This window comes from Brevundimonas sp. GW456-12-10-14-LB3 (assembly GCF_059424365.1).
This window is the reverse complement of sequence record NZ_JBWKZJ010000006.1, coordinates 92,172-104,347: the sequence shown is the minus strand read 5'-3', so window position 1 is coordinate 104,347 and position 12,176 is coordinate 92,172. Positions and strand designations below refer to the sequence as shown.

10 protein-coding genes are annotated in these 12,176 nt (G+C 67.0%); 4 read left to right on the top strand and 6 right to left on the bottom strand.

Features of this window, described 5'->3' with window-relative positions; all coding sequences use genetic code 11:
• The first annotated feature begins 163 nt into the window (after positions 1-163).
• Together AC07XS_RS04670 and ychF are read left to right on the top strand one after the other, a co-directional pair.
• Positions 164-649 (top strand): copper chaperone PCu(A)C, encoded by a 486-nt coding sequence (locus AC07XS_RS04670; RefSeq protein ID WP_182713660.1) that lies wholly within the window; start codon positions 164-166, stop codon positions 647-649.
• Between the two features lie 70 nt (positions 650-719).
• Complete coding sequence (gene ychF, locus AC07XS_RS04665) at positions 720-1,814, top strand: redox-regulated ATPase YchF (protein ID WP_152949891.1); 1,095 nt, start codon at positions 720-722, stop codon at positions 1,812-1,814.
• A gap of 9 nt (positions 1,815-1,823) precedes the next feature.
• Here ychF and AC07XS_RS04660 read toward each other — a convergent pair whose 3' ends face one another.
• On the bottom strand, positions 1,824-2,354 hold the full coding sequence (locus AC07XS_RS04660) for a hypothetical protein (RefSeq protein ID WP_182713661.1): 531 nt from the start codon (positions 2,352-2,354) through the stop codon (positions 1,824-1,826).
• Between the two features lie 120 nt (positions 2,355-2,474).
• Here AC07XS_RS04660 and AC07XS_RS04655 point away from each other — a divergent pair, with 120 nt between their 5' ends.
• Positions 2,475-4,682: a TonB-dependent hemoglobin/transferrin/lactoferrin family receptor gene (locus AC07XS_RS04655; protein WP_182713662.1), complete on the top strand. Its 2,208-nt coding sequence runs from the start codon at positions 2,475-2,477 to the stop codon at positions 4,680-4,682.
• Between the two features lie 35 nt (positions 4,683-4,717).
• The gene (locus tag AC07XS_RS04650; protein WP_182713663.1) at positions 4,718-5,704 is read left to right on the top strand and encodes a DUF6607 family protein; all 987 of its coding nucleotides are present in this window, start codon (positions 4,718-4,720) and stop codon (positions 5,702-5,704) included.
• A gap of 27 nt (positions 5,705-5,731) precedes the next feature.
• Here the strand turns inward: AC07XS_RS04650 and AC07XS_RS04645 are convergent, their stop codons facing one another.
• The 5 genes from AC07XS_RS04645 to petA form a co-directional block, all read right to left on the bottom strand.
• Positions 5,732-7,387, bottom strand: coding sequence for a M28 family peptidase (locus AC07XS_RS04645; protein ID WP_182713664.1), 1,656 nt, complete (start codon positions 7,385-7,387; stop codon positions 5,732-5,734).
• A gap of 40 nt (positions 7,388-7,427) precedes the next feature.
• Positions 7,428-9,095: a M28 family metallopeptidase gene (locus tag AC07XS_RS04640; RefSeq protein WP_182713665.1), complete on the bottom strand. Its 1,668-nt coding sequence runs from the start codon at positions 9,093-9,095 to the stop codon at positions 7,428-7,430.
• 151 nt (positions 9,096-9,246) lie between these two features.
• Positions 9,247-10,092 (bottom strand): cytochrome c1, encoded by an 846-nt coding sequence (locus tag AC07XS_RS04635; protein ID WP_182713666.1) that lies wholly within the window; start codon positions 10,090-10,092, stop codon positions 9,247-9,249.
• Between the two features lie 32 nt (positions 10,093-10,124).
• Entirely contained in the window at positions 10,125-11,453 is a 1,329-nt protein-coding gene (locus tag AC07XS_RS04630; RefSeq protein WP_054765384.1) for a cytochrome b, read from the bottom strand.
• A 17-nt stretch (positions 11,454-11,470) separates the two neighbouring features.
• On the bottom strand, positions 11,471-12,007 hold the full coding sequence (petA, locus tag AC07XS_RS04625; protein WP_054765383.1) for a ubiquinol-cytochrome c reductase iron-sulfur subunit: 537 nt from the start codon (positions 12,005-12,007) through the stop codon (positions 11,471-11,473).
• Positions 12,008-12,176: the final 169 nt, after the last annotated feature.

The following is a 12,176-nucleotide window of genomic DNA, read 5'->3' as shown; positions in this document are numbered from 1 at the left end:
CCGCCCGGACCGCGCGTCCGCGCGGCTGTCCTGGGCATCGTCCTGCCCCTCGCCCTTCTCTATCCCCTGACGGGCCTGAGCCTGGTCCTCGCCGTATTGCTCGATCGAGCCGTGCGGCCGATGATCCGGCGACGTCCCGCCGTCTCCTGAAAGAACCGACGCCATGAAGACCTCTTTGTCCCTCGCCGCCGTCGCCCTCGCACTGGCGGCCTGTAATCCGCCCGCGGACAAGCCGGCCCCTGCCGCTGAGGCGACGGCCGCGGCCGTGACCGCCTCTGACGCCTGGTGCCGCCCTTCGCCGAACGGGGCCAAGGCCGGGGGCTGCTACGTCACCCTGACCGCCCAGACCGACGACCGGCTGATCGGCGGCTCCACCCCGCGCGCGGCCGAGCTTCAGGTCCATGAGATGAAGACCGAGAACGGCATGATGAAGATGGCCCAACTGACCGAGGGCCTGCCGTTGGCGGCCGGTCAGGCGGTCGAGCTGGCGCCCGGCGCCAATCATCTGATGCTGATCGGCCTGACCGCCCCCCTGGTCGCAGGCGAGACCGTGCCCATCACCCTGACGTTCGCCTCGGCGCCCGAGGTGACGGTTCAGGCGGCGGTGCGCCAACCGACCATGGCAGAGATGGATCACGCCGCCCACTGAGGCCTTTTGAAGCGCGAGCCTGACAAACCGGTTCGAACCGGCTAAAGGCTCGCGCCTCACGAGGAATCCCATGGCCCTGAAAGTCGCGATCGTCGGCCTGCCCAATGTCGGCAAGTCCACCCTGTTCAACGCCCTGACCAAGACGGCGGCGGCCCAGGCGGCCAACTATCCGTTCTGCACCATCGAGCCGAACACCGGCGACGTGGCCGTGCCAGAGCCGCGCCTGAACGCCCTGGCCGAGATCGCAGGCTCCAAGGAGATCATTCCCGCCCGCATCACCTTCGTGGACGTCGCGGGCCTGGTGCGCGGCGCCTCCAAGGGCGAAGGCCTGGGCAACCAGTTCCTGGCCAATATCCGCGACTGCGACGCCGTGGCCTTCGTCGCCCGCTGCTTCGTCGACGACGACATCACCCACGTCGAAAACCGCATCGATCCGATCGCCGATCTGGACATCATCGAGACGGAGCTGATGCTGGCCGATATGGAAAGCCTGGAGCGCCGCCGGCCCCAGCTGGAGAAGCGGGCCAAGACCGGCGACAAGGATTCGGCGCTGACGCTGAAACTGGTCGATTTGGCCCTGGCCCAGCTGAACGCCGGCAAGCCCGCCCGCACCGCCGAGGTGTCCAAGGAGGACATGAAGGCCTGGCACATGCTGCAGCTGCTGACCGCCCTGCCCGCCCTCTATGTCGCCAATGTCGAAGAGGGTTCGGCCGACCAGGGCAATGAGCTGTCGGCCAAGGTCGCCGCCCGCGCCGCCCAGGACAACGCCAACTCGGTCGTCATCTCGGCCCAGATCGAATCCGAGATCGCCGTGCTGGACGACGCCGAGCAGAAAGAGTTCCTGGAGACCCTGGGTCTGGAGGAACCCGGCCTGAACCGGCTGATCCGCGAGGCCTACAAGCTGCTGGGCCTGCAGACCTATTTCACGGTCGGTCCCAAAGAGGCCCGCGCCTGGACCATCAATGTCGGCGACACCGCGCCCCAGGCGGCGGGCGTCATCCACACCGACTTCGAAAAAGGCTTCATCCGCGCCGAGACCATCGCCTTCGAAGACTTCGTCGCCCTGCGCGGCGAGGCCAAGGCGCGCGAAGCCGGCAAGCTGCGCGCGGAAGGCAAGTCCTACGTCGTCAAGGACGGCGACGTGATGAACTTCCTGTTCAACTGAGGCGTCAGATCAGGGGGACTGCCGCGCTGCGGCCTGGTCCTGGTCCTTGTCGGGCTTCAGCATCTTCTCCAGCGGATTGGCGGGGTCGGGCGCCCGTGGCGAGCCGGGGCAGCGCAGCAGCTTCACCGTGGTCATATCCCGGTCAATATAGGTCAGGTTCATGACGTCGCCGGCCGCCGCCATGTGGACGCGCTCGGTCGCGACCTGCCCCTCCGCCGTGCAGTTCAACGTCGCCACATAGCCGTGGGGCGTCTCGTCGATATGGGCGATGTCGCAACGGTTCTCATACCCCTCGAACCGCTGAGGGGTGATGGTCAGGGGCCGTCGGTCGCCCTGCGGGCGGGCGCACCAGGCGAGGTCGCCGGCCCAGACCCCGACGAAGCTGCGCGGCCCCCGCGACGCCAGGGACGAGGGGCCGGGCGGTTCAACCGCCTGCATGGCTTCGGCGGTCCTGAGCGGCGCGGCGGGCTGGTCGGGAGGATTGACGTCATTCTCGCCGCAAGCGCCCAGCAGGGAACCCAGGGCGAGCAGCGGAAACAAGGCGAGTCTCATGACACCGCAACGTCGAGACCCAACGCCGGTTCAAACCCGCGCGACAAATGCGGTTGATTCTGATAATCGTTCGCATTAATGAAGCCGCCTTCATCAGCCGGGGCTATTATGCGCAATCACCTTCTCCTCTGCACCGTCGCCGTCACCGCGGCCGCCACCGCCCTTTCCACCGCCTCCGCGCGGGCCGAAACGCCCGTGGTCGCAGCGACCCAGGTTGATCCGATCGTCGTGATCGGCACGCGGTCGGAGCGGCAGGCGTCGCGGACGCCCGGCACGATCAGCGTCATCACTGACGCCGAGATCGAAGCCATGCTGGCGACCGACATCAAGGATCTGATCCGGTATGAGCCAGGGGTCAGCGTGCCCACCTCCCCCGCCCGCTTCAGCCTGGCCCTGTCCGGCGCGGGCCGCGACGGCGATTCGGGCTTCACCATCCGGGGCATGGGCGGCGACCGGGTGCTGATCATCAATGACGGTGTGCGTCTGCCTGCGGGTTTCAGCTTCGGGGCCCAGGCGGTGGGGCGCGGCGGCTATAATGACCTGGACCTGACCAAGTCGGTCGAGATCCTGCGCGGCCCGGCGTCGGCCCTTTACGGCTCGGACGGCGTGGCGGGTGCGGTGGCGTTCAAGACCAAGGACCCGGTCGATTTCATGAACGCGGGTCAGGCCTTCGGCGCGCGGGCGCGAGTCGGCTACGGCTCGGCCGACGAGGGCTGGACCGAGGGACTGGCCTTCGCCGGCCGATCGGGCGCCTTGTCAGGGCTGATCGCCTACACCCGCCGCGACCATCAGGAGACGGAGAACAAGGGCCGGATGGGCGGGGTCGGCGCCGCCCGCACCGAGCCCAACCCCCAGGACTTCGCCTCCAACGCCTATCTGGGCAAGCTGGTGTGGCAGGCCGCGCCGAACCATGTGCTGCGTTTGACCTACGACCATCTGGATTCCGACATGACCGGCGACGCCCTGAGCAGCCGGTCCGCGACCGTCCTGTCCGTCACCGCCCATGACGAGACCCGGCGCGACCGCATAAGCGGTGATTGGCGCTTCAATGATTTCGCCGGTCTGAGCGACGGCTCGATCAGCCTGTACTGGCAGGACGCCGAGACGCGGCAGTACACCTTTGAGGATCGCACGCCGGCCGTGGACCGGGCGCGGGACGTCACCTTCGACAACAGGGTCTATGGCCTGGCCGCCCAAGGGGCGCGGGTGTTCGGCGAGACGAGCGCGGTCCGGCACCGCGTCACCTTCGGCGGCGACTGGTCCAAGACGACCCAGGAGGGTCTGCGCGACGGGATCACGCCGCCGGTCGGCGAGACCTTCCCTGTCCGCGCCTTCCCGACGACCGATTTCCAGTTGGCTGGCCTGTTCGTCCAGGACGAGATCGAGGCGCTTGGGGGCGCCCTCAGCATCATCCCCGCCGTGCGCTACGACTGGTACGACCTGTCGCCCAAGGTGGACGCCGAGTTCCCCGCCGCAGCCTCGGGACAGAGCGACGACCATATCTCGCCCAAGCTGGGCGTCGTCTATTGGACCGGCGCGCATCTGGGCGTCTTCGCCAGCTACGGCCTGGGCTTCCGTGCGCCGTCGCCGATGCAGGTGAACAACTATTTCGAGAACCCGGTCTTCGGCTATCGCTCGATCCCCAATCCGAACCTGTCGCCGGAAACCAGCGAAAGCTTCGAGGCCGGCTTCCGACTGCGCGGCATCGACGTGGCCGGGGGCGTGATGCGTCTGAACACCACGGCCTTCGCCACACATTATGACGACTTCATCGACCAGGTGGCGGTCAGCGGCACGGGCGTACCGGGCGTTGATCCTCTTGTCTATCAATACGTCAACCTGACCGAGGTGGACATTCGCGGCTTGGAAGCCCGTGCGGACCTCTATTGGGACAACGGCTTCAGCCTGATCGGGTCGGCCGCCTATGCCGAAGGAGAGCAGACGACCGACGGCCGCCGCACCGAACTCAGCAGCATCGATCCGGTCAAGGTGGTGGCCGGCGTTCACTACGCGGCGCCTTCTGGCGTTTGGGGCGGATCGGCCACCGTTACCTGGTCCGGCAATAAGGATAGGGCCACATACAATCTGTCTTGCGGCGCGGCCTGCTATCTGGGCGACAGCTTCACCCTGCTAGACCTGACCGCCTATTGGAACGTGACCGAACGCGCCACCCTGCGCGCGGGCGCCTTCAACGTCTTTGACGAGACCTACGGCTGGTGGAGCGACGTGCGGGGCCTGTCCGCCGCATCGACCGTCAAGGACGCCTACACCCAGCCTGGCCGCAACTTCGGCCTTTCCCTGACCTTGCGCCTGTAACCGCCATGACCGCACGTACTTCAAGGACACGCCCCATGCGCGCCATTCTGATCGCCGCCGCCCTGTTAGCCGTCGCCCCCGCCTCCCAGGCGCTGGCGACCGCCGCTCAGCCGCCCGTCGCCGCGGCGACCGACGCCTTCGAGCGGGACCGCCAGGCCATTCTGGCCCAGGCGGGCCAATACCGCGTCCATTTCGACATGCGCGAGAACGTCAGCTTCCGCGCCGACTACGATCCGCTGGAGGAGAAGCTGTCCGGCGGCAGCGAGATCGTGCGGGTGGTCTATGACAAGGGCGACCGGATCAGCCTGCAGCACATCCTGGTGATGGAGCACGACGGCCAAACCATGGTCATAAAACACTGGCGCCAGGACTGGACCTATCAGCCGCAGACGGTCCTGACCTACGCCGGGCCGAACCAGTGGGTGCTGACCCCCGTCCCCGAAGCTCAGCGTCAGGGCGCTTGGTCGCAGACGGTGTGGCAGACGGACGATTCACCCCGTTACGGCGGCGTCGGCCGCTGGACCTATGACAATGGTCTGACGGCCTGGACGTCCGACCCGACCTGGCGACCGCTGGCGCGGCGGGACGCGGTGCGTCATCCGATCTACGACCGCTATCTGGGGACCAATCGCCACATCCTGACGCCGGCCGGCTGGGTGCATATTCAGGACAACATGAAGATGGCCGGCCAGCCGGACGGTGCGCCGGTCGCCGTGGTCCAGGAAGATGTGATCAACACCTACGACCGGAACGACAGCTATTCCCCCAAGCCGGGGGACGACTATTGGGCCAAGACCCAAGGCTTCTGGGCCGCCGTGCGCGACGCCTGGGATGCAGCCATCGTCGCCGGAAACGGAGTCCATCTGCAGCAGGAGGCCGAGACCGGCGCCGTCACTGGAGCGCCGCTGATGGATCTGGCCCAGTCGCTGGCCGACGGCGAAGTCGCTGAGGCCGAGGCCGTCGCCCGGGCTCGCGAGTTGATTGCCCAGGCCACATCAAGCCAGCCCGCCGCCGCCCGTTGAGGTCCGGATCGCCCGCCGCCGACGGCCTCAGCGCCGTTCGGAGGCCGAGGCGTCGCGGATGGCGTTGAACTCGGCTGTCGGCTTCCAGGCCGGCCAGGTGGTGCTGTCGGCCACCGTCAGACCCAGCCGGTACAATAGATCCAGGTTCTGAAGTGCGGCGGTGAAGTCGTAGTCCGCCCGCCATTCGTCCGTCAGCTTGTGATAGTAGCGAGCCATCTGGGCCTCGTAATAGGGTTTGCCCGCTTCGATTCCGCCCTCCACGAAATCACGGCCGCTCCACGGCATCAGAGCCGGCACCCCGCCTGCGGCGAAGTTGAAGTGGTCGGAACGGTAGTAGAAGCCCTCTTCCGGATAACCGTCGCCAGTGACGGTGCGCCCCTGGACGGCGGCGAACCGTCCCAGAACATCTTCCAGTTCGGACTTGCCGACGCCGAAGACCGCCACGTCGCGCGTCGCCGGGGTGAAGGGCAGCATGTCGATGTTGATGTCGGCCGCCGTCTTCGCCAGCGGATAGACCGGGTCGGCCGCATAGGCTTCCGAGCCCAACAGCCCCTGTTCCTCGGCCGTGACGTGCAGGAAGACCACGGTGCGTTCCGGCGCCGGGCCGTTCTTGAAGGCGCGGGCCATTTCGATCAGGCCGGCCGTGCCTGAGGCGTTGTCCCAGGCGCCGTTGAAGATGTCGTCGCCCTCCGCGTCCGGCTGACGCGCCTTGCCGACGTGGTCCCAGTGGGCGGAGTAGAAGACATATTCATCGGGCCGGGTCGTGCCGGTGATCTTGGCCAGCAGATTGTTGGAGTGGATGACCTCGGTCTTTTCGGCGATGTCCACGCTGAGCCGGGCGCCCAGATCGACGCCGCCGCCCAGGCTCGCCGTCTTGCCGCGCGCCAGGGCCTGGGCCAGGACGTCGCCGCCGATGGCCGCCCCGGTCGCCATATTGATCGAACCGGTGAAACGGGCGTCGCGCGCGCCCTTGACCGTCATCACCGGCCGGGTCGCGCCGCCGACGGCGCGGCGCCAGCGGCCCTCGACGTCCTGAAGGCTGATGACGCCGACGGCGCCGCGCTTCAGCGCCTCCTGGGTCTTGTGTTCGCCCGAGCCGTAGAAGTTGGGATCGGCGCCCATGGACTCAGGCTGGCCGCGCAGGATGACCACGACCTTGCCGGTCAGGTCGGTCGAACCATAGTCGTCCCAGCCCCGCTCGGGCGCCACAATGCCGTAGCCGGCGAAGACCAGCGGGGCGTCGGCGACCTTGACCACCGGATCGGCCGGGCCGGCGCGCAGGGTGATGTCTGTGCCCGACGTCAGGTCATGGCTGACGCCGTCGGCGCCGGTCCAGGTCGCCACGGGAGGCCGTTCGGGCGTGAACCGCACCAGATCGACCGGTTGCAGCCAGGAGCCGTCGCGCCCGCCCGGCTCCAGACCCATGGCCTCATACTGGGCCTGCAGATACTCCAGCGTCAGCCGCTCGCCGACCAGGCCGGGGAAACGCCCCTCCAGCCGATCGTCGGCCAGATATTTGATGTGGTCGGACAGGCGCTGGGCGCTGAACTGGGGCGTGGCGGCCGAGGCCACGGCGAAGGCGTCAGTCGCCGGCGTAACGACAGGCGGCGCCACGGGCGCCGTGGCGCAGGCGGCCAGGAGCAGGGCCGCAGCGGCGATGAAGGAAGAACGACGCAGGATCATGAAGGGTCTCAAATAAGAAAAAGCGGGAGGCGCAGCGGGCTTAGCGGCGTTCGGCGGCGGTGACGGCGCGGACGGGACCGAATTCGGAGCCCGACTTCCACTCGGGCCAGTCGCGACTGTTCGCCAGGGCGCGGCCGACGTCATAGAAGACGGTCAGATCCTCGATCATGCCGCTGTAGTCCCAGTCCGCAGACCATTCGTCGGCGGCCTGGTGATAGCGTTTGGCGCCGTATTCGCTGCGCGCCGCCTGGCGTTCGGCGACCGGCTCGTCGCGGAAGTCGCCTCGGCTGCCGGCATAGGCCATCGGCACGCCGCGCTTGGCCAGGGGGAAGTGGTCGGACCGGTAGTAGGTGCCGGCGGAGTTCTCGTAATCCGGCATCAGGGTGCGGCCCTGGGGCTCAATCGCGGCGGCCAGACGCTCGTCGAAGTCCGACTGGCCGTAGCCGGTCACGCCCAGGCCGGTGACACGGCCATAGACGTTCATCGAATCCATGTTGAAGCCCCCCACCGTCCTGGCCAGGGGATAGACGGGGTTGGAAGCGTAGTATTCGGCGCCCAGCAGGCCGCTCTCCTCGGCGGTGAAGCTGATCATCACGATCGACCGTTCGGTGCGGGGGGCGCGGCCGTACATCCGCGCCAGCTCCAACAGGCCCGCCGTGCCCGAGGCGTTGTCCACGGCGCCGTTGAAGATGCGGTCGCCCGTCTCGTCCGGCTCGCCCATGCCGAGGTGATCCCAGTGGGCCGTGTACAGCACCGTCTCGTCCGGACGGGCCGTCCCCGGCAGGCGGGCGATGATGTTATGGGTGGTGACCTGATTGGTCGCCACGTCGAACTCGGTGGAGAAGCCGGCGCCGGTCAGGGGCACGGGCTGGAAGTCGCGGCTCCGAGCCTGGGTCTTCAGGGTCTCGAAGTCCAGACCGGCGCGGCGGAACAGATCGACGGCTACGTCGCGCTGAATCCAGCCCTCGACCGGAACCCGCTCAGCCGCCGCATTCTGGCGCAGGATGTCGAACTGGGGCACGCCCCAGGAGTTGGCGACCGTCTGCCAGCCATAGGAGGCGGGCGCCGTCTCATGGACGATCAGCACCCCGGCCGCGCCATGGCGGGCCGCCTCTTCATATTTGTAGGTCCAGCGGCCGTAGTAGGTCATGGCCTTGCCGCCGAAGGTGTTCAGGGCCGGTTCTTCGAAATCGGCGTCATTGACCAGGACGACCAGCACCTTCCCCCGAAGATCCTGGCCCTTGAAGTCGTCCCAATTCCGCTCGGGCGCGGTGATCCCATAGCCGACGAAGACCAGGGGCGCGTCCTTCAGACTGACGTGCTCGGCTGGGCGGCGGGTGGAGAGAGCGACCTCGCGTCCCTGGGTCATCGGCAGGGTCCAGTCGCCCAGCGTCAGCGCCGCCTGGACGTTGGACTGGGTGAAGCGGTTCAGGATCACGTCCTGGGTCCATTGGCCGTTCGGACCGCCCGGCTGGAAGCCGGCGGCGGCGTACTGGCGGCTCAGATAGTCGATTACCTTCTGTTCGGCCGGGGTGGCGATGCCGCGTCCCTCGAAACTGTCGTCCGACAGGGTTCGAATGTCCTCGGAGATACGGGCTGCGTCGAAAGCCGCGACCGGGCGTGAGCCTTCAAGAGCCGCCGGCGCGGCGCAGGCGGAGAGTGCGGCGCCGGCCATCAGCACGGCGGCCAAGGAAGAACGAATACGCATGAACAGAGGGCCCCACAGCCGCAGAAGAAGGCCGAACCCTAGGCGGGGAAAGCCATCATGTCGATTCCATGTCAGCGGCCAGGATGTCGCAAAACAATGCCCGCCGAAGCGGGCTTCGGCGGGCTGAGTTTCAGTTTTCGTTCGGGCGCGCCTAGTGGGCCACGCCCTTCCAGATGCGGCGATAGCTGGCGTAGGTCAGGCCGGCGAAGATCAGCAGGAAGATGATCACGCCGAAGCCGGCCTGTTTGCGCTCGACCATCTTCGGCTCGGACGTCCAGGCGATGAAGGCCGCGACGTCCTTGGCGTACTGATCCACCGTCTGGGGCGAGCCGTCGTCATAGGTGACCTGGCCGTTCTGCAGCGGCGGCGGCATGGCGATGAAGCCGCCCTCGGGCACATGGTCCGGGTTGCCGGTCCAGAAGGGGGTCAGGTCGCCCTGCATGTAAGGATTATAGTGCTGACCCGGACGGATCTGCAGGCCGGCCGGCGGGGCGCGATAGCCCGACAGCAGGGAATAGATGTAGTCCGCGCCGCCGTGACGCGCCTTGGCCATGACCGACAGGTCCGGCGGCGCCGCCCCGCCGTTGCCGGCGGCAGCAGCGGTGGCGTTGGGATAGGGGGCGCGGAACTTGTCGGCTGGGGTGGCGTCGCGCTGGATCGGCTCGCCCGTCTCGCTGTCGATGTCAGGAACCTGGATCTCCTTGGCCAGGGCCTTCACCACCGGATTGTCGTTCGGATTCGGATATTTCGGATTCCAGAACGGCCCGTGGCGATCGCCCAGGTTCCGGTAGTGCATCAGGTTCATGCTGTGACAGGCGGCGCAGACCTCGTGATAGACCTTGTAGCCGCGCTGCAGCTGGCCCTGGTCATAGACGCCGAAGGGGCCGTCGAAGCTGAAGCCGCCGGAACGGGGGTGGGCCGCCCCGCCCTCCGCCAGGGCGGGCGCCGCCGTCATCAGGCCGAGGGCGGCGACCGCCGAAGCGACCAGTCTGGACATCGACACGCTCATTTTTCCAAAGCTCATGACGCTCAGCCCTTCTTCTCGGGCGAGGCGGGCGCGGCGGCCGGGACGGCGTCGCCCCCCGTCAGGACCGGTTCCGAGATCGTCGCCGGGATCGGCAGCGGCGTCTCCTTCAGCCCCACGAAGGGCAGGATCACCAGGAAGAAGACGAAATAGTAGAGGGTGAACAGCCGCGTCAGCCATAGGTAGGAGTTCACCTCTCCGTCGAACAGGACGAAGCTGGCCATGCCCGGAATGACCGGGGCGTCCGGCAGCTGACCGCCGCACCAGCCCAGGCCGACGCCGACCACCAGGAAGATGAAGAAGAAGGTCCGCATGGTCGGGCGATAGCGCATCGACCGCACCTTGGACGTGTCCAGCCAGGGCAGGACGAACAGGACGCCGATGGCGCTGAACATGGCGACCACCCCGCCGAACTTGTCCGGCACCGCGCGCAGAATGGCGTAGAAGGGCAGCATGTACCATTCGGGCACGATGTGGGCGGGCGTCTGCAGCGGGTTGGCCGGGATGTAGTTGTCGGCGTGGCCCAAGGCGTTCGGCTGATAGAAGACGAAGACGGCGAACAGGATCAGGAACAGGATGATCGCAAAGCCGTCCTTGACCGTGAAATAGGGGTGGAAGGGCAGAGTGTCCTTCTTGGCGCGATCCTTCGGAATGAGGATGCCCACCGGATTGTTCTGACCGGCCGAATGAAGGGCCCAAAGGTGCAGGACCACGCAGCCCAGGATGGCGAAGGGCAGCAGATAGTGCAGGGAGAAGAAGCGGTTCAGCGTCGCATTGTCGATCGCCGGGCCGCCGCGCAGCCAGATCAGGATCGGTTCGCCGACCAGGGGCACGGCGCCGATCAGATTGGTGATGACCTCTGCGCCCCAGAAGGACATCTGACCCCAGGGCAGGACATAGCCCAGGAAGGCCGTGGCGATCATCAGGAAGAAGATCACGCAGCCGATGATCCAGATCATCTCGCGCGGCGCCTTGTAGGAGCCGTAGTACAGCCCCCGCAGCATGTGCAGATAGACGGCGATGAAGAACATCGAGGCGCCGTTGGCGTGGACATAGCGGATCAGCCAGCCGCCGTTGACGTCACGCATGATCCGCTCGACCGAGGCGAAGGCCAGGTCGACGTTCGGCGTATAATGCATGGCCAGAACGATGCCGGTGACGATCTGGGTCATCAGGCACAGGGCCAGGATGCCGCCGAAGGTCCACCAGTAGTTCAGGTTCCTGGGCGTCGGCAGCGACATATAGTCGGCGCCGAAGCGGATGATGGGCAGCCGGGTGTCCAGCCATTTTTCGACGCCCGTTTTCGGGACGTAGGTGGATTCGTGTTCGCTCATTTCCTCCCCCTTCGCCCTCAACCGATCTTAACGCGGGTGTCGGACGTGTATTCGTAGTCGGGCACGACCAGGTTCAGGGGCGCCGGCCCCTTCCTGATCCGACCGGACGCATCGTAGTGCGAGCCGTGGCAAGGGCAGAACCAGCCGCCGTAATCGCCGGCGCCGAAGGTCGGGACGCAACCCAGATGGGTGCAGGAGCCGACCACGACCAGATATTTCTCATGCCCGGACTTGGTGCGCTCCGCATCCGTCTGGGGCGGGCTGCCGACGGCGCCCTCGGTAATGACCTTCTGCAGCTCGGCCGGGGTGCGATAGCGCACGAAGACCGGCTTGCCCTGCCACTTGATCACGACCTGCTGGCCCTCCTGAACCTTGGTCAGGTCGAACTCGATCGAGGCCAGGGCCAGGGTGTCGGCCGCAGGGTTCATCTGATTGATCAGAGGCCAGGCGATCATCGCCCCGGCGCCCACCGCAGCGGCGCCCGCCGCGATATGGATGAAGTCGCGGCGATTCGGATCGCCCTCGCCTTCCGGAATCACACCCGTTTCGGCCACGTTTCACCTCTCGAAGACCGCCGGGACCGCCTGTGTTGGCGCTCCTCTGCTACGGCACGAACCCTAAAAGCGCTGCCCTGTGGTCCCCTCGGCCTGTATTTGCGGCGTTCGCCGCAAGCTGCTGACGTTTCTTGCGAAACGCTCGCAAACAGACCGCGACAAACCCCCA